This is a genomic window from Mesorhizobium sp. XAP4 (assembly GCF_029269325.1).
Lineage (GTDB): Bacteria > Pseudomonadota > Alphaproteobacteria > Rhizobiales > Rhizobiaceae > Mesorhizobium > Mesorhizobium ciceri.
On the sequence record NZ_JARIXW010000004.1, the window covers coordinates 109848 to 131779 of the forward strand.

Below are 21932 nucleotides of genomic sequence, written 5' to 3' on the forward strand. Positions count from 1 at the left end.
TGGGGTTGAGCGCGTATTTCTGTGTGGAGTTGTAGCTGATGGTGCTGGACGTAAAGCCGGAGCAAATCACCAAGGATCATTTCGATCTCGTCGCGATCGGTTCCGGCTTCGGTTCGGCCTTCTTCCTGCATGAGTTCGCCAGGCGCCGAAAGGCGCGCATTCTGGTGCTGGAGTGGGGACGCCACAACACCCATGAATGGCAGCTCGAACAGAACGTCAACACCGACATCGAAGACGAGACGACCTACAAGACCAATTCCGACAAGCCGTGGAACTACACGATCGGACTGGGTGGCGGGACGAACTGCTGGTTCGCGCAGACGCCAAGATTTCATCCCAATGATTTCCGGCTGAAAAGCACCTACGGCATCGGTAATGACTGGCCGATCAGTTATGACGACGTCGAGCCGTTCTACTGCGACGCGGAAGACATCATGTCGATCTCCGGCGACCCCGACATGGCGGCGATGCTGCCCCGCTCGAAGCCGTTTCCGCAACCGCCGCATCGCATGTCGACACCGGACAGGATGATGAAGGCGGCGCAGCCCGACCAGCACTTCGTCATGCCAACCGCGCGGGCTCGCGTGCCGACCGCGCAGCGCAGCTCGTGCTGTGCCAATCTGCGTTGCTGGCTGTGCCCGGTCGACGCCAAATTCACCGTCAACAACGGGTTGATGCACGTCTTCGAGCATCCCGACATCTCGGTCTGCCTCGGTGCGGAGGTGCGCCGGCTCGATCACGTCGGCGGCGCTGTCCGTTCGGTCACGTTCAGCCATGACGGCAAGGAATACCAGGTCAGCGGCGATCTCTTCATTCTCGGCGCCAATGCCATCCAGAGCGCGGCGATCATGCTGCGATCCGGCCTGGGCGGCGAGTTTGTCGGCAGCGGCCTGCATGAATCCTACGGCTGGAATTTCGAGGTCTATCTCGACGGCGTCGACAATTTCGACGGCAGCACCATCACAACAGGCCTGAATTTCGGCCTCTATGATGGTCCTCACCGATCGGAGCATGCGGCGGCATTGGTCTATTTCGAGAACCGCTGGCAGCACGGAATGCGTGCCGAAAAGGGGCGGCTACGCCAGGCGCTGCCGTTGGTCGTGGTCACCGAGAACCTGCTCGACCCCGAGAACTACGTCACGCTTGACGCGGATGACAATGCCTTCGTCAGCTTCAAGGCGCCATCGGACTACGCGGTGAAGGGCATGGCGCGCGCTCTGGAGAAATTGCCTGACCTTCTGGCGCCGCTGCCGGTCGAAAAGCTCTTCGACCGCGGCATTCGGCCGACCGAATCGCACGTCCAGGGCACGCTGAGGATGGGCACCGGCCCGGCCGATTCTGTGGTCGACAGCGGCATGATCCACCATCAGCTCAGAAACCTGGTCGTCGTCGGCACCAGCACCTATCCGAGCTGCTCCTGCGCCAACCCGAGCCTGACCGCGGCAGCGCTGTCCTTGCGGGCGGCGAGCCGGATCGCGTGAAAGGAGGTATCGCATGATCGAGATTTCCAGACGCTCGGCCCTGGCCGTCTTGGCTGGCGGAGTGGTTTCGACGGGGGTCGCCTACGCCACCGTTTCCTCCTTCTCGGACGAGGATCTGGTGCGCGTCACGCTGGAAAAATATCTTGGCAAGTTGAACATCCGCATCGAGCATCTGCAGCAGTTCGTGCTGGCGTTCCGCGACAGGAATCCATGGAATTTCCCAAGCGAAAAACTGAGTGATGCCGTCACCCTGGTGGAGGAGCTCAAACTGGGCGCCGCGCGTCGCTTGCTGCCCCGGCGGAAGCGGGAAGATCTGCTGCATTTCGACCGCTGGGTCGTCGCCGAATTCCATATGCTGACGGACTACGCCTGGCGCAGTTCGCCCAACGACCCGATCCGGTTTACCGGCTGGCAATCCTGTACCAATCCCTTCGCCAATCTGGAGCCGCCGAAACTTGCCTGACGTCGAAAGCGAGGCGGCGGCCTTTGCCTGTTGTCTTCGAGCAAGGAATACGAGATGCGACAAGGAGCCCGATCATGAAAGTTCTCTTTGCAGGCGGCAACGGCTACCCGCCCGAGTTCAGTGGCGGCGTTCAGTCGAGCACGCATCATCTGGCCGAACAGCTGATCGAGCACGGTCATGAAGCCGCTGTGCTCGCCGCCCTGTTCGGTGACGGTGTCTTCGGCTTCAAGGCGCGCGCCAAGATGAAGCTGTTGCGGCAGCCGGCGGTTGTCGACAGCTATCCCGGCTATCCGGTGGTGCGGGCCTGGTTTCCCTGGGAAGCGGCGGGTTATGCCGTCGACAGGCTGAAGCCCGATGTCGCCGTGGTCCAGTGTCACAAATCGGTTCCGATCGGCAAGGCGCTGCAGGCGGAGGGCGTGCCTTTGGTCGTTTATCTCCGCAATGTCGAGTTCCATGAACTGGGCGGCGATCTGCGCGAATTGCATTCGGCGCTCTACATTGCCAATTCGGACTTCACCGCGCGAACCTACAAAAAAGAATTCGGCATCGAGGCAGCGGTGATCCCGCCAACCATCAACCCGGCGCATTACTCGACGCCGACGACGGGCCAGTTCGTCACGCTGATCAACCCTTATGAGGAAAAGGGGTTTGAGCTCGCGGTGCGGATTGCCGGCGCCTGCCGCGAAATTCCCTTCCTGTTCGTCGAAAGCTGGAAGCTCGACGACGATCACCGGGCGCGGATCGAACAGACGATCGCTCCCTTGGGCAATGTCGTCCTGGAGAGCCGCACCAGCGACATGAAGACGATCTATGGCCGCACGAAGATCCTGCTTGCTCCCAGCAAGTGGGAAGAGGCGTGGGGCCGCGTCGCTTCGGAGGCCCATTGCAGCGGAATCCCCGTTATCGGTTCGCGGCGCGGCGGTCTGCCCGAGGCTGTCGGCTCCGGTGGCGTGGTGCTGGATTACGATGCTCCGCTGGCCGATTGGGTCGCGGCCGTCAGGCGGCTGTGGAACGACAACCAGGAATATGACCGGCTTTCCGGTCTCGCTCGCAGCTTCGCCGGGCGCCCGGAACTCGATCCCGATCGCCAGTTCATCACCTTCTTCTCGATACTGGACAGGGCCATGCAGCAGCGCGCGCGACAGGCGGCCTGACGACGCCGCCTGAGCAGGTCAGGCCGGACGCTTGACCCGGCTTTTCAGCGTCTCGTAGCCGCGGGCGCCAAGCAGTGCGCGGGCAATGGTCTTGGCGGCGCTCTTGCGGCCCTCTTGCGACTTGATCTGCCGCAGCCTTGCCGGCAGGTTGCGGGCCGCCTGGCCAAGTGCCGGCAGCGACAGCGCTTCGGGGAAGCTGACCATATGCGTTTCGACGCACAGCACCGGCTTGCCTGACAGTTCGGTGATCTTCAGCGCCTGTTCGTGCTCGCTCTCGATGAACAGGATGGCATCGGACTTGCGGTAGAAATCGGCCTTGAAACTGCCATGCGCGCCGAGTCGTTGCCGTTCCGCCTTGCTCGGCAGATCGAGCATGATCAGCTGGTCGTATTTGATCTCATGCTTGGCGAGCCATGCCTCGGTGAGCGCGCGGTATTTCTCCAGCCGGCTGGTGACCAGCCAGCCGATCGTGTGGGTCGCGACATGGAGCGGCCGCGCTTCGCTGAGGAATTTCTCATAGGCCGGGCCGTCGTCGTTTTCCGCCTCTGTCGGGTCGAGGCACAGCACGCCGTCAATGTCGACGCAGCATTGCGCCAGGAATTTGTGATGCATGAAGTTCCACTGGAACATGCGCGGATGCGGCACGACCTCGAAGACGAGGTCAGTTTCCTGGTGCAGGGGCTCAAGGCCGAACACGGCGGCAAAGGTGAAGTCCGCCTCGATGCCCGCAGCCTGGATGCGGGCGCGTGCGTCGCGCATGGCATTGCCGCCGGCGACGCTGTCGTCGATCACCAGCACCTTGCGCATCTCGGAAACCTTGCGGTCGAGAGCGGCACGGCGCTTGGTCACGCCTGATGTGTAGATTCGCCCAGCCAGGAAGCTGTCGAGATCGGTCATCGGGATGTTCGCGGCAAGGCTGACCAGCGTCGCTGCCAAAACGCCGCTTCTCGGCACACCGACGACCAGGTCGATGTCGCGCGGCAGCCGGTGCAGGCCCCTGACGATGGCGTCGTTCATATCGGAGATCGATCGGTAGTGCATGGTTCAGACCTGGTCCTGGAGGAGATGTCCGTAGCAGTCGAAGACGCCCAAATTATTGCGCTTCGCGCGGCGCTGCCGCAGGCAGCCTTGCCGGCAGCATCTTGAGCGCCTCGCGCAAGGCTTCGCGGCCGGAGGCGAATGCCAGTGCGATGATGATTGTGATGAGGTAGGCGAACACGGCGCTGCTGGCCAGGGCGACGACATGCTGCTGCGGCAGCAGTGGCTTGACGAACCAGATCGCGGCCAGCGCCAGATGGGCGCCAAGCACGAACGGCGTTGCCGCGCGCAGCACATGATGCGCCTGCAGCGGTCCGCTCTTGCCGACATAGAGCCATAGGAAAGGCGTCCGCAGATATTCGCTGATCGCATAGGCGATCGCCACGCCCAGCGCGCCATAGGGCAGGCCGAGCATGAAAGCCAGCACCGACGTCACGGCCGTTATGATGCCCCAGCGCATGAAATCGCCGGAGCGGCCCTGGCTGACGAAAAGCCACCCCGCCGGATTGTTGAGCGGCTGCAGCAGCCCGGCAAAGCCGAGCGCCAGGAAAATCGAGGCGCTTGCGCGCCATTGCTCGCCGAGCACGAAGGGGATCAGCACATCCGACATCGCGGTGGCGAAGGCGACACCGGGAAGCGCCACCAGCAGGATCAGCGGCATGACGCGCAGATAGGCGCTGCGGTAGCGATCCGGCTCGTCCTTCAGCCTGGAAAGTGCTGGAACCATCACCTTCGACAAGGGGTTGGTGATCTGGCTCAGCGGAAACAGAAGCAGCTTGTAGGCGCGGTCATAGAGGCCGAGCTGCGCCTCGCCCCAATATTTGCCGATCAGCACGTTGTCGAGGTTGCGGGCAAAGAAATTGGCGAAGTTGAAGCCGGTGATGCCGGCGCCGAAATTGATCAGCTCGCCGATGCCGGCGACCTTGCGCGGCAGGCCCGGACGCCAGCGCGAACTCGCCCAGTAGCAGAGCGTCGGCAGCACGGCACCGGTCAGCGTGCCGGCAAACAGGGCCCAATAGGAGCGATCGATGAAGGTCCAGGCGATCGACACGGCAAGCCCGGCGATTGCGCTGGCGACGTCGATGACGGCCAGCCGGCCGAACTGCATACGGCGCGTCAAGAGCGCCAGATGCTGGGCGCCAAGCCCATAGGCCATGATCTGCAGCCCGAACGCAGCCACCAGACCTGTCACGCGCGGCTCGCCGTAGAAGGCAGCAACCAGCGGCGCCGCACCCGCAAGCACGCAAGCCAGGATCGCGCTGACGGCGACATTGATCCAGAAGAGGTAGTTCACCTCCTCATGCCGGATGCCTGATTTCTGGATCGTTGCCTGGGTCAGGCCGAAATCCTGGAACAGTGCGATAAAGGCAAGCACCGGCGCGCACATCGCCACGACACCGAAATCCTGTGGCGACAACAACCGCGACAGCACGACAACCGACAGAATCTGTGTCGCGACCCGCACCGATTGCGCCATGGCCGTGACAACCGCGCCGCGCCCAACCGATTTGCGCAAGGAGCCTTCTGGCGGATCGAATGCATTGGCTTCCAAATTCAGGATTCCTGATTTTTTACGTGGATTTTCGAGCCCGAAAATCCACGACCGCCGCCGACCACAAACTACGGCAATAATTTTGCAGTGCAACAGAAAACGTGGACCGCCGCACCAAAAATGTTGCGATGCAGCAAGACCTGTACTAGCATTCCCTCGGGTGGGCCAACAGCGGTCGAGTTTTTATGCTGCATGTCTTGTACCTAGTGCACGACGTTTCCGACCCGGCGGTGCGCCGGCGGATCACGATGCTCAGGGCAGGTGGGGCCCAGGTCACCTTGGCCGGATTCCGTCGCACCGCGAAGCCGATTGCGGATATCGAGGGACTGCGCCCGATCGACCTCGGCGGGACGCGTGACGGGCGATTCGGCCAACGCCTCGCGGCCGTAGCCAAAGCAGCCGTTTCGATAGGCTCGAAGCTGGGCGGAATGCCAAAGCCGGATGTCATCGTCGCGCGCAACCTGGAAATGCTGGCGCTTGCCCGCCGCGCCAGGTCAGCCTTCGGTGCATCGGTTCCGATCGTATACGAGTGCCTCGACATTCATCGGCTTGTGCTGCGCAACGATGTCCTGGGCAAGGCGCTGCGTGCCACCGAACGATTTCTGGCCAGGGATGTGAAGCTGCTGGTGACCAGTTCGCCTGCCTTCATCGCCAATTATTTCAAGCCGTTCGGCCAGGTCGCGGCACCCATCGAGCTGGTCGAAAACAAATATTTCGAGGCCGCGACGATTGTGCCCGGCGCTCCGGAGGCTGAAGAGAGCCTGGTCGGCCCGCCATGGCGGATCGGCTGGTTCGGCGCGCTGCGCTGCCGCCGCTCGCTCGAGCTGCTGGCTGATTTCTCCCGCCGCACGGAGGGCCGCTTCGAGATCGTGCTGCGCGGCCGTCCGGCTTTGTCGGAATTCCCTGACTTTCACGGCTTTGTCGAGGCCGAGCCATGGCTGTCGTTTCTCGGGCCCTACCGCAATCCGGAAGACATGGCGGCGATCTACAACGATGTCCATTTTTCCTGGGCGATCGATTTCTTCGAAGCGGGGCAGAACTCCGAATGGCTTCTGCCCAACCGGCTCTATGAGGGTTGCCGTTTCGGCGCGGTGCCGATCTCGATGGGCAACACCGAGACCGGGCGGTTCCTCAAGCAGCAGGATATCGGCGTGCTGTTGCCGCAAGCGTCGCCCGAAGCGCTCGAAGCCGCGCTAGGCAAGATGGAGGAGCATCGCTTCGCCAGGCTGAAGGGGCGTGTTCTGGCGCGCAACCCGAGGACCTGGAGCTACGATCGCAGCGATTGCCGTGCGCTTGTCGAGCGGCTGCGCAGCCTGACGGCCGTGCCCGGTTCGTTTGCCGCCGAGGCATTGGCATAGGATGGCAGGGGATGGACAGAGGCAAGATGGACAGAGGTTGATGACGCAGACGGAAAAACCCTCATCCAGCCTGATCGTTATCCCATGCCTGAACGAAGCCGCCCATATCGGTGCGCTGCTCGATCAATTGCGGCCCGCGGCCGCCAGGCTTGGCGCCCGGATCATCGTCGTCGACGGCGGCAGCACCGACGGCACGCTTTCCATCGTAGACGACGTCATTGCCAGGGACCCGCGGGTTATCCTGCTCCACAACAAGCGGCGTATCCAGAGCGCGGCGATCAATCTCGCCGTCGGTACTTTCGGCGATGGTGCCGACTATCTCATCCGCATCGATGCGCATGGCGGTTATCCCGACGATTATTGCGACCGGCTGGTCGAGGAAGCCCTGGCTACATCGGCGGATTCGGTTGTCGTTTCGATGCTGACCAGCGGCAGCGGTGCCGTGCAGAAGGCGGCGGCCGCGGCGCAGAACTCCAAGCTCGGCACCGGCGGCTCGAAGCATAGGCATCTTTCGCAGGGACAGTGGATCGATCACGGCCATCATGCACTGATGCGGATATCGGCGTTCGGCGCCGTCGGCGGCTATGACGAAACGTTCAGCCACAACGAGGACGCCGAGCTCGATTATCGCCTGCGCAAGGCCGGCTACAAGATCTGGATGAGCGGCAAGACGCAGATGGTCTACTACCCGCGTGCCTCGCTCTCAGGCCTCTATTTCCAGTATCTCGGCTACGGTCGCGGGCGTGCCAAGAATGTACTGAAGCATCGCGTCATCCCGAAGGTGAGGCAGATGGTGCCGCTGCTGGTGTTCCCGGTGGTGCTGCTGGCGGCCTTCTCCTTCGTGCACTGGCTGGCGGCGGTGCCGCTGCTGCTGTGGGCGTCGGTTTGCCTGGGCTACGGGCTGGTGGCGGCTATCCGCCAGCGCAAGGCCGACGTTGCGCTGGCCGGTGTCTCGGCCATGGTCATGCATCTTGGCTGGTCGGTCGGCTTCTGGCTGCAGCTTCTCGGCCTCGGCTCGCGACGAGGAGTGGCCTGATGGCGGTGTCGGCAAAGAACCGCAGCATCGACATCGGCGTCTGCACGTTCCGCCGGCCGGAACTGGCCGACACGCTGCGCTCGCTCGACGCCATGGAGATGCCGGTGGGATTCGATGTCCGCATCGTCGTCGCCGACAATGACGACACCCCAACGGCCCGTGACCTGGTGGCGGCGCTGTCGCGGGAATTGACGGTGCCGATCCACTATCAGCACGCCCCGGCGCGCAACATCTCGATCGCCCGCAACGCCTGCCTCGATGCGAGCACCGCGGATTTCGTCGCCTTCATCGATGACGACGAGACGGCCACGACGCCATGGCTTGCCGAACTGGTCGCGATGGCGCAGCAAAGCGGTGCCGCCGCCGTGCTCGGCCCGGTCAGGGCGCGCTATCGCCCGGACGCGCCGGACTGGATGCGGCGCGGCGATTTCCATTCGACCTTGCCCGTCTGGGTGCGCGGCGAGATCCAGACCGGCTACACCTGCAACGTTCTGCTGCGGATGGGCTCGGACAGCCTGCGCGGCCGCCGCTTCAGCCTGGCGCGTGGCCAGACCGGCGGCGAGGACACCGAATTCTTCGACCAGATGCACAAGGCAGGCGGCCGCATCGCCTTCTCGCCCGAGGCGTGGGTCGACGAGGTGGTGCCGCGCTCCAGGGCGGCATTCGATTGGCTCGGCCGCCGCCGCTTCCGCGTCGGCCAGACGCATGGCCATCTCCTGGGCAGCAGCGCCAGCGGAATCGGCCTGGCCAAGCAGGTCGGCCTGGCCTCGGCAAAGGCCATCTATTGCTTCGCCTCGGCACTTCCGGTCGTCGTCAGTCCGGTACGCAGGAACCGCAGCGTGCTGCGCGGCATTATGCATGTTGGTGTCGTCAGCGGCCTCGTCGGCATCCGCGAAATCCGCCTCTATGGCCAGCCGTCGCCACAGGAGGGAGGCAAGCGTGCAGCCTGACGTCAGCTCTATCCCCGATGTTTCCTTCGTTATTGCCGCCTACAATGCCGAGACGACCCTTGATCGGGCGATCGCCAGCGCCATCGCCCAGAAGGGTGTCAGCGTCGAAATCATCGTTGTCGACGACAAGTCGCGCGATGCGACGCTCGATGTTGCGCGGGCCTATCCCGGGGATATCGTCCGTGTCATCGCCCTGCCAAGCAATCGCGGCCCGGGCGGCGCCAGGAATGCCGGCCTCGATGCCGCCCGCGGCAGATGGATCGCGGTTCTCGATTCCGACGACGCGGTCTTTCCCGGCCGGCTCGCCAGGATGATCGCGCGTGCCGAAAGCGCGGATGCCCAGATCGCCGTCGACAATCTGCAGGTCGTTCGCGAGGACGGCGTTATCGAGGACGCGATGTTTCCGCGGCATTATCTGGAAGGCTTGCGCGAGATTTCGCTGGCCACCTACATCGCCGGCAACGTCGTCTTCGAATCCAAGTTCAACCTCGGCTACCTCAAGCCGATCTTCCAGCGCGAGTTCCTGAACGAAAACCGGCTTCGCTATGACGAGAAGCTGAGGATCGGCGAAGACTACATCCTCTTTGCCGCCGCCCTGGCCAAGGGCGGAAAATGCGTCGTCGAGCCCGATATCGGCTATGCCTACCATATTCGCAGCGCCTCCATTTCGCGCGTGCTCGAGCTTCACCACGTCGAAGCCATGCGCAGGGCGGATGCCGTGTTCGCTCAAACCCATCGGATGGATGAGGCCGCGCAGGCCGCGTTCGCGCGGCGTGGCCGCAGCCTGCGCAAGGCGGCATCGTTTCTGTCACTGGTACAGCACATCAAGGCGCGGTCCCCGCTCAAGGCGATCCGGACTGCGCTCAGCGACCCGGCGGCGGTCAGGCATATGGGCATGCCGATCGCCGTGCGGTTGCGAAGAATGGCGGCACAATTTGCCGTCGGGGCGGGGAGGTGAAGATGCAGGCACATGGAGGGAATTTTCGTGGCCTGTGAACGGATTGAAGTCGATCTCCTCAGAAGGAATTTGCGATGAAGAAAATCAGGAAGGCCGTGATACCGGTGGCGGGGCTTGGAACGCGGTTCCTGCCGGCGACCAAGTCGATGCCGAAGGAAATGCTTCCCGTCGTCGACAGGCCCGTCGTCCAATATGCGGTGGACGAGGCCTTCGAGGCGGGCATCGAACACATCGTCTTCGTGACCGGTCGCAACAAGGCGGTGATCGAGGACTATTTCGACCTGCATCCGGAATTGATCGGCACCCTGGAGCAGACCGGCAAGAAGACCCAGCTGGAGGCGCTCGAAAGCATGCTGCCTGTGGCCGGCGCCACCAGCTTCATCCGCCAGCAATCCCCGCAAGGCCTCGGCCATGCCGTCTGGTGCGCGCGCGAGGTTATCGGCAACGAGCCCTTCGCCTTGCTGCTGCCGGACATGGTGTCCTTCGGCGGTCGCGGATGCCTCGCCGAAACCGTCGAGCTTTATGAGCGCACGGGCGGCAACGTAATCGCCGTCGAGCGTTGCGAACCCAGCGAGACCAACAAATATGGCATCGTTGGCCGTGGCGCCGAGATCGGCGGCGGTTTCGAGGTGACGGCCATGGTCGAGAAGCCGGCGCCGGCCAATGCGCCTTCGAATTTCTACATCAACGGCCGCTACATCCTGCAGCCGGAGATTTTCGCGCTCCTGGGCAATCAGCAGCGCGGCGCCGGCAACGAGATTCAACTGACGGATGCCATGGTTCGTCTGTCGAAGGATCAGCCGTTCTTCGCCCAGCCTTTCCTCGGCCGCATGTTCGACTGTGGTTCCAAGGAAGGGTTCATCCAGGCCAACATCGCCTTCGCGCTGGCGCGCGACGACATGAAGGGTCCGGTTTTCGAGATGCTTCAGGAGTTCGTCCGGTCGCATGAACGCCAGGAAGAAGCCGCATAATGCCCATCTTTCGGGAGTATCGTCAGATGGCCGGCGAAGAGGGGCCGGCAGGTTCTCTCCGTCTGGCACGACGCTTGCATTGCTCTGGCGATGCTCCCGATCTTCGAGGCGCCTGCAAGCCAAGGCATGATCCCTGAAAGTGGGTCCCGGTTTCCGGAAAAGATCATGTTGAAACAGTAAGATAGAGCCAATTGCGATCAATCGGAATAGGACCGGCTCTAGAATTGGACCGAAGATGAATTATGCCAACTTTCCTCTCGACAAGAGGATGCCATTGCCGAATTCGGACGCAGGAGACGGCGAAGACTTCATCGATATCGAGCGGCTGCTTGGCATGGCCGCACGGCAGGCCAAGGTGGTTGCCGTGTGTGCCGTCATCGGTCTCTTCCTGGGCCTGCTCTATTTGCAGACAACGCCGCCCAAATATCAGTCGATCGCCAGCGTGCTGATCGACGAGGGCTTGAACAAAATCGTCGACGACATTTCGGCGACGTCGACAACCATGCAGACCGATTCCGCCATCCTGAGCCAGATCGAGATCCTGACCTCGACGCGGCTTGCCGCCGTGGTCGTCGACAAGCTGAAGCTCGACCAGAACGACACGTTCATGAATCCGCCCCAGTCGGCGCTTGCCCAAGGCATAGGCCTCATCCGCGGCCTGATCCAGTATGTCCGCCCCAGCTCTTCCATGCCGGGTGGCGCTGACTTCAGCAAGCTCGACCCGGCCGCCCGCGATGCGCTGATCGCCACGTCGCGCCGCGACTACGCGATCCTCAAGCTGCAGAACGAGATCCGGGCGGAACGCGTCGGCCGAAGCTACGTCATCGCGCTCGGCTATCAGGCGACGGATCCGGCCTTGGCAAACGCCATCACCAAGGCCTATGCCGATGCCTATCTCGCCGATCAGCTCGATGCCAGCTTCGATGCCACCGAGCGGGCTGCGGTCTGGCTGCAGGGCCGGTTGACGGAGCTGCGCCAGAGCTCGCAGGCAGCTTCGCTCGCGGTTGAGAAATTCAGGGCTGAACATGGGCTGGCGGCCAACAGCGATGGCCAGCTGATGAGCGACAAGCAGCTTTCCGACCTCAACGCCCAGCTTATCGTGGCGCAGGCCGACACCGCACGCGCCAGCGCCCGCTACCAGCAGTACAAGGCCATCGTCGACAGCGGCTCCGAAAACGCTTTCAAGGATGCCGCCATATCGAGCGACCAGCCAAGCAGCTCGGTCATATCGGCGCTCAAGACCCGCTACCTCACGGTGGCCAAGCGGCTGCAGGACGTCGAGGCGAATTTCGGCCCCGAGCACCCGCAGGCGGTGGCTCTCTCCAAGGAGAAGGCCGACATATCGACGCAGATTTTCGGCGAGCTGAAGCAGCTGACCGAAAGCTATCGCAACGAATATGAGGTGGCGCAGGCACGCGAGACCGCGCTCAGGGCCAATGTCGCGGCCGCGCAAGGCAAGAGTTCCGTCGACAACCAGACGCAAGTCAAGCTGCGTGAACTCGATCAGCAGGCGACGGCGCTCACCACGCTCTATCAGACATTCCTGGGTCGTTACGAGGAAGCCGCGCAGCAGCAGTCCTTCCCGGTCGGCAAGATCCGCATCATCTCGGACGCGTCGATGCCGATGACGGCCTCAAGCCCGCGCACCATCGTCGTGCTCGGACTTTCGCTGGTGCTTGGCCTGCTGATGGGCGCCGGCTTTGGTGGCCTGAACGAGTTCAACGAACGCTTCTTCAGGACCGGCGAGGACGTGCGCGACCGCGTCAACCTCAAATTCCTCGGCTACCTGCCGACGATCGGCGGCAAGCTCGGCAAGGAAGAAAAGCCGGTCGAGACCCAGGTGGACGCCAAGACCACCCAATCGCTGTCTTCAGCCGAAAAGCGGGCGCGCATGCGGGTCAGCATCGATTCTCCAGCCTCGATGTTCTCCGAAACGCTGCGCAGCGCCAAGATCGCCTTCGATGTCGTGATGGAAGGGCAAGGCAGCCGCGTCATCGGCATCATCTCGGTGCTTCCCGGCGAGGGCAAGTCGACGGTCGCGGCAAATCTCGCCGGCTTGCTTGCCGCCAATGGCTCCAAGACGCTGCTGATCGACGGCGACTTGCGCAATCCCGGCCTCAGCCGAGGCCTTGGCATGGAAACCGAGCAGGGCTTGATGGAAGCGGTGGTCGGCGGCCAGACCTGGCAGTCCGCCGGCAAGATCGACAGGCAGACGAAGCTGGCGATCATCCCGGCGGTGCTGCGCGGTCACTTCTCGCATACCAGCGAACTTCTCTCCTCGGCCGGCATGCGGCGCTTCATCGAGAACGCCAAGGAGACGTTCGAATACATCGTCGTCGATCTGCCGCCGCTCGGACCGGTGGTCGACGCCAAGGCCTTCGCGCCATTGGTCGACGGTTTTGTACTGGTCACCGAGTGGGGGCGCACCCCGCGCGCGATGGTCAGGTCGATGCTGGAATCCGAACCCTATGTCGCCAACAAGATCGTCGGCGCGGTGCTGAACAAGGTCGATTTGAAGAAACTGGCCAAATACGGATCGTTCGGCGGCTCGGAAAAATTCTTCGATAAATATTCGAGCTACTATCTGGAAAAGTCGGAAGTGCGCGGCAAGGCGCCGGTCTGACGTCGACCGTTGCGCGAGTGGGTCCACTCTGACGTGTATCGATCTTCAGGCCAGCACACCTGAATATCGTTGCGCGTCAGGAGAAGATCAGCCTGCCTTGCTTGTCGGCGATCCTGACGGCGGTCAGGCGTCCGCTCTGGAAGGCGGCCGTGTCGATGCCGAGCCGGCGCCCTTCGAGCTTCGGGACATCCACAGGCGTATGCCCGTGCACCACCCAGCGGTCGAGCAGGTGCGTTGCCTCGAAGAAGTCCGAACGGATGTTGATCAGGTCATGGTCGGTTTGCGCCGCAAGGTCGACGCCGGGCCTGATGCCGGCGTGGACAAACACGAACTTCCGCGAACGGACCATGATCGGCAGCCCGCGCAGGAAGCTGACGTGATCGTCCGGAATGATCTCCCTTATGCGCCGGTCGATCTGCGCGCTGCTCCCGTAGAGGCTGGTGAGGCGCGCCGGATCGATGCCATAGGAAAACAGGGTTTGCAGGCCGCCCGTCGCCAGCCAGGGTTCGCGGGACAGATTTCCGTCGAGATAGTTCAGCATTGCCACTTCGTGGTTGCCGCAAGACAAATGCGCTGAAATCCTTTCGGCGGCGGCGCCAGGAGGTGATCGAGCACCCGCGCCGACTGAAACCCCCGGTCGATGTAGTCGCCAAGCATGACGATGATCTTGCGGCTCTGGAAGCGCAGCGAATCGAGCAGGATCTTCTGCTCCAGCGCGCGGAGTTCCTTGTAGCAGCCATGCACGTCGCCGATCGCATAGACGACGGCGTCCTGCATGTCGATATCGAGGCGCGGACGCGCCGCGATGCGGGGTTTTCGCTGGAACAGGGTCACGTGCCGGGCGTCTCGAGGCAAGCTCTCATGCCGAAGGCATAAGTGCCTGTTATCATGCCCGAAACGAAGAATTCCGCAATCGTGGAAAATGCAGCTGCGCCGGGTCGGCACCGCCAATGCATGTCGCTCGGAAGTGAGCTCCGTTTTGGGAGAGCGATCCGTGGAACAAAGGCCTGGAGTGGGCCTGAATCCGCTCAGGCGCGACATGCTTTAGGTCGGCGGCCGGCCCGGTCTGCCGGACCGTCGTCAGGCTGCCTTGAGCCGATAACGGAAAACGGTATGGTCGAGCAGCAGCCGGATGCGTGGTTCGGCCTCGGTCGCCACTAGCCAGCTTGCCGCGATCATCGTCGCGCCGACGACCGCCATCGAGAACAGATGCGGCAGACCGGCGCGGACCAGGATGCCGAGCAGGGCCGCGCCGACGACATCGTGCAGCAGGTAGAGCGGATAGGTCATCAGCCCGATCCGACGCCAGCCGCTCCAGGAGAGGTCGAGCCGCAGCGACCACGCCATCAGCGCGATGCCTATGAGGAAGATGAGGATCGGCGGGGCGAAGGGCATATCACGCCCGACCTTCAGGATATGAACGTCGACCGAACTGGCGATCTGCAGCACACCACCGGCCAGGAACAGGGCGCAGAAGGCTAGGCGGGCGGCTGTCACCGCCTTGAAGCGCATCAGCCACAGCATGACGCCGGTGGCGAAGAACACGCCGTGATGCACCAGAAGCAGGTCAAGCGTGCGTGTTTCGGCAAGGTCGGCCCAGTCGAGCGGGTAGTAGAGGCACCAGAACAGCGCGCTGACCAGGCCGATGGCGAGCGCCACAATTTCCATTAGATGGAAGCGGCCGAGCCGCAGCAAGGTCCAGACGACGGCATAGAAGGCGATCTCGATGCCGAGCGTCCAGTAGACGCTGTCCACCCATGGCGCGTAAGGGGCGAACAGGCCGGTGCGGACGAGCCTGACGACGGCATCGGTCGGCCAGCTGAGGCCGACGATCAAAAGCACCGCCGCAGTGACCGGCGCACAGATCCACACGGCCGGCGCCAGCCGTTTCACCCTGGCTTCGAAAAACCGCAGGGGTGTCGACCTTTCGGCGCTGAAGGCGATGACGAAGCCGCTGATGACGAAGAAGATCTGGACGCCGACCCAGCCGGATTCGACCCAGGCGCCTATTGCCGGCTGCGGGGGAACGCCGCCCGTGGCGCGCGCCGAAACACCGTCAGGATACGCCCACACCCAGAAGCCATAGTGGTAGACCATGACCATGACGGCGGCGAGAAAGCGCAGGATGTCGACGCCGCCAAATGTAATCTTCTGCTGAGCCATGCGACCTTTGTCGATGGCCCCCCGCGAACGACTTTAGGGTGCATTGCTGCGTCGCACAATAAAAGTATTGCTTGCCGATCGAAAAGGTCGTCCGCGGCCCACCTTCAGTGGCTCAAAGGCCGATCCCACGTTCCTTCAGCGCCGCAGTGATCTCGTCGAGGATGACCGGATCGTCGATGGTTGCCGGCATGGCCCATTCCTCCTTGTCGGCGATCTTCTGCATGGTGCCGCGCAGGATCTTGCCCGATCGCGTCTTGGGCAGGCGCTTGATCGTCACCACCGTCTTGAAGGCGGCGACCGGGCCGATGCGTTCGCGCACCAGGCCGACCACCTCGTTCTCGATGGAGCCGATATCGCGGGTCACACCCGCATTCAGCACCACGAAGCCCAGCGGAACCTGGCCCTTCATGGCGTCGGCAATGCCGATGACCGCGCATTCGGCGACATCGGGATGGGCCGAAAGCACCTCTTCCATGGCGCCGGTTGACAGGCGGTGGCCGGCGACATTGATGATGTCATCGGTGCGGGCCATGACGTAGAGATAGCCGTCCTCGTCGACCATGCCGGCATCCGCCGTCTTGTAGAAGCCGGGGAACTCGTCGAGATAGGCTTGGCGGAACCGTTGATCGGCATTCCACAGCGTTGGCAGGCAGCCGGCCGGCAGCGGCAGTTTGATCACCACATTGCCCAGCGTGCCGCGCTTCACCTCATGGCCAGCATCGTCGAGCACGCGGATGTCGTAGCCGGGCATCGGCACGCCGGGCGAGCCGTATTTCACCGGCAGCAGGCCAAGGCCGGCGGGATTGATCGTCATCGGCGAGCCGGTCTCTGTCTGCCACCAATGGTCGACCACAGGCACATTCAGCTTCTGCTCCGCCCATTTGATGGTTTCCGGGTCGGCGCGCTCGCCGGCAAGAAACAGCGTGCGGAACTTCGAGAGGTCGTGTTTGGCAATGAACTCGCCCTTCGGGTCCTGCCCCTTGATGGCGCGGAATGCGGTCGGCGCGGTGAACAGCGCGACCACGCCATGCTCCGCTATCACCCGCCAGTAGGTGCCGGCATCGGGCGTGCCGACAGGCTTGCCCTCGAACAGGATGCTGGTGCAGCCATGCAGCAGCGGTCCGTAGACGATGTAGGAATGGCCGACCACCCAGCCGACATCGGATGCCGCCCAGAACACCTCGCCCGGCTTGACGCCGAACTCGTTTTCCATCGTCCATTTCAGCGCGACCATATGGCCGCCATTGTCGCGCACGATGCCCTTGGGCTGACCGGTCGTGCCCGATGTGTAGATGATGTAGAGCGGATCGGTGGCAAGCACCGGAACGCAGTCGACATTGGCGCCCGCTGCCCGTTCGCGGGCGACCGCATCGGCGTAGTCGATGTCGAAATGCTCCTTCAACTCGCATCGCAACTGGTCGCGCTGCAGGATCAGGCAGGCGTCCGGCTTGTGGCGGGAGATCTCGATCGCCTTGTCGAGCAACGGCTTGTAGGCAACGACGCGGCCTGGCTCCAGGCCACAGGATGCCGAAATGATCAGCTTCGGCCTGGCATCGTCGATGCGGGTGGCAAGCTCATGCGAGGCGAAGCCACCGAAGACCACCGAATGCACCGCGCCGATGCGGGCGCAGGCGAGCATGGCGATGGCCGCCTCGGCCACCATCGGCATGTAGATGATGACGCGGTCACCCTTGCCGATGCCGCGGTTCTTCAGCACCGAGGTCAGCGCGACGACCTCGCGCTTCAGCTCGGCATAAGTGAACTTTTTCACGGTTCCGGCAATCGCACTGTCGTGGATCAGCGCGATCTGGTCGGCGCGGCCGCCGGCGACGTGGCGGTCGATGGCATTGTAGCAGGTGTTGCAGGTGGCGCCGGTGAACCAGCGGCCATAGACACCGGCATTGGCGTCGAACACCTTGTCCCAGGGCGAATACCAGTCGATGGCGCCGGCCGCATCCGCCCAGAATTGTTCCGGATCGCGTTTCCAGCCTTCATAGACCTCGTGATAGCGTGAAGCCATCCATACCTCCCCGGGAAATGTTTTTCTTCCTTCCAGATAGCGCGCTCTACCCTTGGCCGCAAATCCACGCCATTGTGACGACGGCATCGACCTGGCGCTTGGGGGCAAGCAGCTATGAACTGCGAGACGGGACTGGGGTGGTGATGTCTGCTGCTGTTCGGATCATCGGGCGCTTTTCGCTATCGTCGGTCATGGGCGCCGTACTTGCTATGTCTACCGGAACCGCTGAAGCCGGCGATGCCGCGGCACGGCACATCATCGGCTTTTCGCCGGATGGCGCTTATTTCGCCTTCGAGCAATATGGAACGCTCGACGCCGGCGCCTCGGACTCCGGCTGGTCTGAGATCGACATCATCGATACCCGTACGGATCGGTTCGTTGGCGGTAAGCCGATCCTCGTCGTCGATGAGACGGAGGAGGCGACACTGACGCTGGAGCAGGCGAGGGCGCAGGCCGCCGCTCAGGCGGCGCCCATTCTCGCCCATTATGCAATCACATCCCCAGCCGAGCAGACAGCGTCCGACAAATTCACCTTTCCGGGTGAAATGGTTGCCTACAACGACATCTCCCGCCTCGAACAGGTGTCGCAGAAATGGCTGTCGCCGCTCCATGGCGAAACGGGCGTTTCGACCATCCAGCTCGACGAGATCCTGGCAGCCAGCACGGGCGATTGTTCGGCGAGTTTCGCAACGACGGAGCGGCGCGACACATCTGGCAAGGCACTCGGCTTCCGGCTGACGCTGCAAGGCCAGGACGGCAAGCCGGTCAAGATCCTGCACGAGGACAAGACCGTGCCGGGCTCAAGAAACTGCCCGACCTCCTACAGCCTGTCGGAATCCTACGAACTTACCCCGGCCGGCAAGCTGCCGGTAATTGTCGTGCTGGTGCAGCGTTTTAGCCAGGGTTTCGAGGGGCGCGATCGCCGCTTCCTCGCAGTGACCGGGCAGCCACGCTGAGAGGTCAGCCCCAGGCGCCGGCAGCCGCTCTGTCTGAAGGTTGTTTCTAGATCGGCAGGGCCACAAGCATAAGGCCAATGCCGCCAGCGATCAAAATGGCTGTCGCCAGCACTTTTCTGTGACGTTCGAAGCTCGTCGGAGCTCGCTCCCAATTGTAACGCATACGCTATCTCCCCAATACCCAGGCAGGTTTTACCTTACTTAGGGGAAGAAATGCAACGTCCGCTGCCGGCAGCCCGCTGTTTGTCACGTTTCATCGATGACTATTTCTGGGCCGAATGCGGCCGGGAAGACGCAACCGAGCAGGTTCTAACGCGACTGGCGCGGAAAATCTGTCAGCAAGGCCGTTGGTCCGTGCACCGGGCTCCCGTGATCGGCTGATAGACAGCGCTCCACCTCCGCGCTATCTGATTTCCGGGATGAGCATGGCTTGGAGGGGGCGTGGTGGAAATAGTCTCTGGAACCGTTCTGCGGCTGGCCGAGGATGCCTCGGTGCAGCATGTGGGCGATGGCGCAGTCGTGCTTTTGGCGCGCAGCGGCCAGCTCTATACATGCAACGGCACGACCGAAGCCTTTCTCGACAAGGTGGACGGCGCGCGCAACCTCGACCAGATCGTCGACCTGCTTTGCGAGGAGTTCGAGGTCGACAAGGGGACGCTCGATCAGGACATGGCGGCACTGGCCACGGATCTGATCTCGGAAGGTATCCTCGCCGCGCCAGGTGCTTGATGGCTGACGGCCCGCTCCTGCGCGCTCTTTTTCGCTGCCATCTCTGGGCGAGCGCGCGGCTGATGCCGGTCCTTGTCACCAACCGGAGCTTCGAGGAGGTGCTCAGATGGGCGCCGCTCGCCTCGTCGACGCCCTATCGCGGTCTGCCGTCCGCCTACATCGTCGAGAGCGTCAACCGCACGGTCCGCCACCCCTGGCTGATGCGTGACCGCAGGTGCTTGAGGGAAGGTCTGCTCGGTCATCGTTTCCTGCGACTAGCCGGCTTCGATCCGGACCTGCGCTTCGGCGTCGAACCGCAGTCGATGCAAGCGCAGCGTCTATCGGCGCATTGCTGGGTCTGCCTCGACGGCAAGCCGGTGGTCAGCGACAAGCTTCCCGGCATGGTCGAGATCTATCGTCATCATGCCGATGCCGTAAAGGCGCGTCCCGCTTGACCAGACCTTCAGCCTGCTATGGCCTCAACGGCCTGATCCTTTGCATGTCGGCCGAGCGCTCCGAGCTGTGGCAGGATTTCGACCGGATGCTGGGCAGCCTGCGCATAGAGGAACCCGTCGCGCCGGACTTTCGTCTTGAGATCACCGAAACAGACACGCTGGACGAGACACCCAATGGATCCCTGATCTTCGATGGCGAGGTGCCGGAGGATGGTCCCTGCCGGATGATCGAGGATGGCGGCATTGTCCATCTGGTCTTTCCCGGGCGCCAAACCGTTGCGATCAATGGTGGGGAAGGTTGGGCCGAACTCCGGATTAGCACCGGTACGAAAGCCGCCTGGACGCCGTCGATGTTGGTGCTGGATGCCGCGCTCGACGCCGGTGGCCAGCATATGCTGCATACGGCCGGGCTGACCTTGCCTGACCGCGATGCGGTGGTGCTGATCCACGCCCCGAGCGGCACCGGCAAGACCACGACGTCGCTGGCGCTGGCAACACAGGGCTTTGGCCTCTGCTCCGACGACGCCATGATCCTGAATGTCGCTTCGGGCAAGGTTGTAGCCTGGGGCTTGCCGCGCGCCGTCAAAATCCACCGGAAGACTGCCGAAATGATCCCGCAGGTGGCGCCATGCCTTGGCCAGACGTGGGATCGCAACGGCGAACAGCCGGTCTCGTTAGAACGGTTGGAGGGTATCATCCGGGTGGAAAACGCATCCGCCCGGCCGGTGGCGGCGCTTCTGCATCTGGCGCGTTCCGCCGACGGCCAGACCCGGCTCGTCGCCATGGCCAGGACCGACGCGATGGTGGCGCTGGCAGTAGACAATGTCCGCACCGGCATGACCGGGCTGCTGCCGATGCAGAAGCGCAGGCTGGCGACCATCGCCGGGCTGGTCAATGCGGTGCCGACCTTCCAGCTCGAAGTAGGCGGGCGCCCCGCTGACGCGGCGGCGCTGATCCGCGCTACCCTGGATTGACGTCAAGTCAGGCTACTTGCGGCCTGGCCTTGGCCAATTTCTGAATCCACCGGAAGGCGTCGCGGCGCAGGCGCGAGCCCAGTCTGTCCCTGGAATTGACGCCAAGCAGCGTATTCGTTGTGATCAGCCGCCTGGCCAGCCGTATGGAGAGATCGGGCTTGATGCGGCCGGCGAGTTCGAGCGCGCGGCTCTCGTCGAACAGCTGGCCGGTCACATTGAGCACGATTGCCAACTCCAGTTCGATGCCGGTCATGCGGGCAGCGTCGAACAGGCGTGCTTCCGCTTCGGGTGATTGCAGCGCCCGCACCCCTTGCAGCACGTCCACGCAAAGCTGCAGGCGGTGGAATTTGTGGCCGCCGGCGGCGTGCACGATGGCGATCGTTAGAAGAGCCGCCGGCGTGTCCGTGGCTTCGCCGTCGATGGCGCGCAATTCAGGGAAACCCAGCGACAGGCGCCGCCGCATGCCGGTGTCATGCACGAGGTCGCCATGCAGTTCGACCAGCAGGCTGGAATTCTCTTTTTCCAGCCATTTGAATTCCTGCAATTCGTAGGATTCGGCCTCGTTGCTGCCAAGCTCGAAGCCGCATGCCGCGATCACCTGGTTTGCCCTGGCCAGATTGGCGGGTTCGACCAGGATGTCGATGTCGGTGAAGGGCCTGTCGGCGACGTTGCGGTAGAGCTTTCGCGCGAAGACGGGTCCCTTGACGATCCGCGCCGGAATATTGTCCGCCGCCAGTCCCTTCATGATGCGGTCCCCATGATACTTCAACAGCATCGACTGGCCGGTGGCGATCGTTGCCTTCTGGCGCAGATCCTCCAGCTTGCCGTGCAGGTCGGCATCCGCTGGCAGCCGCGCGTCCCCGCTGAGCTTGCGCAACATGATCGGCAGCACGCCGTGAAACTCGGCATTGTCGAGCAGCGCCGTCAGCGTCTTTGCCGACAAATCTTCGCCGCCTGCCGCCGCCTCGGGGTCAGCGAAGCGCAGCAAGAGTCTTTCTTCGGCGGAAGTAAGCGGTGGCAGCATCAACCCAGCTAGCATTGCGAGCAAGTCAGGAATGGTTGCAGAAAAGCC

20 protein-coding genes are annotated in these 21932 nt (G+C 63.1%); 13 read left to right on the top strand and 7 right to left on the bottom strand.

The window, feature by feature from the left end; genetic code table 11:
- Positions 1 to 38: 38 nt before the first annotated feature.
- The 3 genes from P3C39_RS18175 (at position 39) to P3C39_RS18185 (ending at position 3098) form a co-directional block, all read left to right on the top strand.
- Complete coding sequence (locus tag P3C39_RS18175; RefSeq protein WP_063169883.1) at positions 39 to 1481, top strand: GMC family oxidoreductase; 1443 nt, start codon at positions 39 to 41, stop codon at positions 1479 to 1481.
- A gap of 13 nt (positions 1482 to 1494) precedes the next feature.
- Positions 1495 to 1944, top strand: a complete 450-nt coding sequence (locus tag P3C39_RS18180; RefSeq protein ID WP_013528107.1) for a hypothetical protein — start codon at positions 1495 to 1497, stop codon at positions 1942 to 1944.
- Positions 1945 to 2018: 74 nt separating this feature from the next.
- Positions 2019 to 3098 carry a glycosyltransferase gene (locus P3C39_RS18185; RefSeq protein ID WP_275954157.1) on the top strand — a complete coding sequence of 360 codons (1080 nt, stop codon included), beginning with the start codon at positions 2019 to 2021 and terminating at the stop codon, positions 3096 to 3098.
- 18 nt (positions 3099 to 3116) lie between these two features.
- On the opposite strand, the gene P3C39_RS18190 is transcribed toward P3C39_RS18185, so the two are convergent.
- On the bottom strand, positions 3117 to 4139 hold the full coding sequence (locus tag P3C39_RS18190) for a phosphoribosyltransferase family protein (RefSeq protein ID WP_275954156.1): 1023 nt from the start codon (positions 4137 to 4139) through the stop codon (positions 3117 to 3119).
- A gap of 52 nt (positions 4140 to 4191) precedes the next feature.
- Complete coding sequence (locus tag P3C39_RS18195) at positions 4192 to 5688, bottom strand: lipopolysaccharide biosynthesis protein (RefSeq protein WP_346016445.1); 1497 nt, start codon at positions 5686 to 5688, stop codon at positions 4192 to 4194.
- A 185-nt stretch (positions 5689 to 5873) separates the two neighbouring features.
- On the opposite strand from P3C39_RS18195, the gene P3C39_RS18200 reads away from it, so the two are divergent.
- From P3C39_RS18200 to P3C39_RS18225, 6 genes are all read left to right on the top strand, one after another.
- On the top strand, positions 5874 to 7046 hold the full coding sequence (locus tag P3C39_RS18200) for a glycosyltransferase (protein ID WP_275954154.1): 1173 nt from the start codon (positions 5874 to 5876) through the stop codon (positions 7044 to 7046).
- Positions 7047 to 7086: 40 nt separating this feature from the next.
- On the top strand, positions 7087 to 8082 hold the full coding sequence (locus P3C39_RS18205; protein WP_275954153.1) for a glycosyltransferase family 2 protein: 996 nt from the start codon (positions 7087 to 7089) through the stop codon (positions 8080 to 8082).
- On the top strand, positions 8082 to 9032 hold the full coding sequence (locus P3C39_RS18210) for a glycosyltransferase family 2 protein (RefSeq protein WP_275954152.1): 951 nt from the start codon (positions 8082 to 8084) through the stop codon (positions 9030 to 9032). Before P3C39_RS18205 ends, P3C39_RS18210 begins: the two co-directional genes overlap by 1 nt.
- Positions 9022 to 9990 carry a glycosyltransferase family 2 protein gene (locus P3C39_RS18215; RefSeq protein ID WP_275954151.1) on the top strand — a complete coding sequence of 323 codons (969 nt, stop codon included), beginning with the start codon at positions 9022 to 9024 and terminating at the stop codon, positions 9988 to 9990. Before P3C39_RS18210 ends, P3C39_RS18215 begins: the two co-directional genes overlap by 11 nt.
- A gap of 74 nt (positions 9991 to 10064) precedes the next feature.
- The gene (locus P3C39_RS18220; RefSeq protein ID WP_013528099.1) at positions 10065 to 10961 is read left to right on the top strand and encodes a UTP--glucose-1-phosphate uridylyltransferase; all 897 of its coding nucleotides are present in this window, start codon (positions 10065 to 10067) and stop codon (positions 10959 to 10961) included.
- 235 nt (positions 10962 to 11196) lie between these two features.
- The gene (locus tag P3C39_RS18225) at positions 11197 to 13584 is read left to right on the top strand and encodes a polysaccharide biosynthesis tyrosine autokinase (protein WP_275954150.1); all 2388 of its coding nucleotides are present in this window, start codon (positions 11197 to 11199) and stop codon (positions 13582 to 13584) included.
- A 76-nt stretch (positions 13585 to 13660) separates the two neighbouring features.
- On the opposite strand, the gene P3C39_RS32925 is transcribed toward P3C39_RS18225, so the two are convergent.
- From P3C39_RS32925 to P3C39_RS18240, 4 genes are all read right to left on the bottom strand, one after another.
- Positions 13661 to 14125 carry a hypothetical protein gene (locus P3C39_RS32925; protein WP_346016446.1) on the bottom strand — a complete coding sequence of 155 codons (465 nt, stop codon included), beginning with the start codon at positions 14123 to 14125 and terminating at the stop codon, positions 13661 to 13663.
- Positions 14119 to 14418, bottom strand: coding sequence for a metallophosphoesterase (locus tag P3C39_RS32930; RefSeq protein ID WP_346016447.1), 300 nt, complete (start codon positions 14416 to 14418; stop codon positions 14119 to 14121). Before P3C39_RS32930 ends, P3C39_RS32925 begins: the two co-directional genes overlap by 7 nt.
- A gap of 246 nt (positions 14419 to 14664) precedes the next feature.
- Positions 14665 to 15747, bottom strand: a complete 1083-nt coding sequence (locus P3C39_RS18235) for an acyltransferase (RefSeq protein ID WP_024501824.1) — start codon at positions 15745 to 15747, stop codon at positions 14665 to 14667.
- 112 nt (positions 15748 to 15859) lie between these two features.
- A complete protein-coding gene (locus P3C39_RS18240) occupies positions 15860 to 17767 on the bottom strand; it encodes a propionyl-CoA synthetase (RefSeq protein WP_063169890.1) in 1908 nt (635 codons plus the stop codon).
- A gap of 143 nt (positions 17768 to 17910) precedes the next feature.
- Between P3C39_RS18240 and P3C39_RS18245 the strand changes: the two genes are divergently transcribed.
- From P3C39_RS18245 to P3C39_RS18260, 4 genes are all read left to right on the top strand, one after another.
- Positions 17911 to 18723 carry a DUF2259 domain-containing protein gene (locus P3C39_RS18245; RefSeq protein ID WP_224618434.1) on the top strand — a complete coding sequence of 271 codons (813 nt, stop codon included), beginning with the start codon at positions 17911 to 17913 and terminating at the stop codon, positions 18721 to 18723.
- Between the two features lie 444 nt (positions 18724 to 19167).
- Positions 19168 to 19452: a PqqD family protein gene (locus P3C39_RS18250; RefSeq protein ID WP_013528093.1), complete on the top strand. Its 285-nt coding sequence runs from the start codon at positions 19168 to 19170 to the stop codon at positions 19450 to 19452.
- Complete coding sequence (locus P3C39_RS18255; RefSeq protein WP_063169891.1) at positions 19452 to 19886, top strand: lasso peptide biosynthesis B2 protein; 435 nt, start codon at positions 19452 to 19454, stop codon at positions 19884 to 19886. The genes P3C39_RS18250 and P3C39_RS18255 overlap by 1 nt, the downstream gene beginning before the upstream one ends.
- Positions 19883 to 20860, top strand: a complete 978-nt coding sequence (locus P3C39_RS18260) for a serine kinase (RefSeq protein ID WP_275954149.1) — start codon at positions 19883 to 19885, stop codon at positions 20858 to 20860. The genes P3C39_RS18255 and P3C39_RS18260 overlap by 4 nt, the downstream gene beginning before the upstream one ends.
- Before the next feature lie 7 nt (positions 20861 to 20867).
- Here P3C39_RS18260 and P3C39_RS18265 read toward each other — a convergent pair whose 3' ends face one another.
- Entirely contained in the window at positions 20868 to 21884 is a 1017-nt protein-coding gene (locus P3C39_RS18265; RefSeq protein WP_275954148.1) for a nucleotidyltransferase family protein, read from the bottom strand.
- Between the last annotated feature and the right edge of the window lie 48 nt (positions 21885 to 21932).

Bases quoted from the DNA above. Each gene is read 5' to 3' on its own strand.
- P3C39_RS18265 (WP_275954148.1), bottom strand. From the start codon at position 21,884: ATGCTGCCACCGCTTACTTCCGCCGAAGAAAGACTCTTGCTGCGCTTC.
- P3C39_RS18255 (WP_063169891.1), top strand. From the start codon at position 19,452: ATGGCTGACGGCCCGCTCCTGCGCGCTCTTTTTCGCTGCCATCTCTGG.
- P3C39_RS18220 (WP_013528099.1), top strand. From the start codon at position 10,065: ATGAAGAAAATCAGGAAGGCCGTGATACCGGTGGCGGGGCTTGGAACG.
- P3C39_RS18240 (WP_063169890.1), bottom strand. From the start codon at position 17,767: ATGGCTTCACGCTATCACGAGGTCTATGAAGGCTGGAAACGCGATCCG.
- P3C39_RS18200 (WP_275954154.1), top strand. From the start codon at position 5,874: ATGCTGCATGTCTTGTACCTAGTGCACGACGTTTCCGACCCGGCGGTG.
- P3C39_RS18190 (WP_275954156.1), bottom strand. From the start codon at position 4,139: ATGCACTACCGATCGATCTCCGATATGAACGACGCCATCGTCAGGGGC.
- P3C39_RS18210 (WP_275954152.1), top strand. From the start codon at position 8,082: ATGGCGGTGTCGGCAAAGAACCGCAGCATCGACATCGGCGTCTGCACG.
- P3C39_RS18245 (WP_224618434.1), top strand. From the start codon at position 17,911: ATGTCTGCTGCTGTTCGGATCATCGGGCGCTTTTCGCTATCGTCGGTC.
- P3C39_RS18185 (WP_275954157.1), top strand. From the start codon at position 2,019: ATGAAAGTTCTCTTTGCAGGCGGCAACGGCTACCCGCCCGAGTTCAGT.
- P3C39_RS18225 (WP_275954150.1), top strand. From the start codon at position 11,197: ATGAATTATGCCAACTTTCCTCTCGACAAGAGGATGCCATTGCCGAAT.
- P3C39_RS18205 (WP_275954153.1), top strand. From the start codon at position 7,087: ATGACGCAGACGGAAAAACCCTCATCCAGCCTGATCGTTATCCCATGC.
- P3C39_RS18175 (WP_063169883.1), top strand. From the start codon at position 39: ATGGTGCTGGACGTAAAGCCGGAGCAAATCACCAAGGATCATTTCGAT.
- P3C39_RS32925 (WP_346016446.1), bottom strand. From the start codon at position 14,125: ATGCTGAACTATCTCGACGGAAATCTGTCCCGCGAACCCTGGCTGGCG.
- P3C39_RS18180 (WP_013528107.1), top strand. From the start codon at position 1,495: ATGATCGAGATTTCCAGACGCTCGGCCCTGGCCGTCTTGGCTGGCGGA.
- P3C39_RS18235 (WP_024501824.1), bottom strand. From the start codon at position 15,747: ATGGCTCAGCAGAAGATTACATTTGGCGGCGTCGACATCCTGCGCTTT.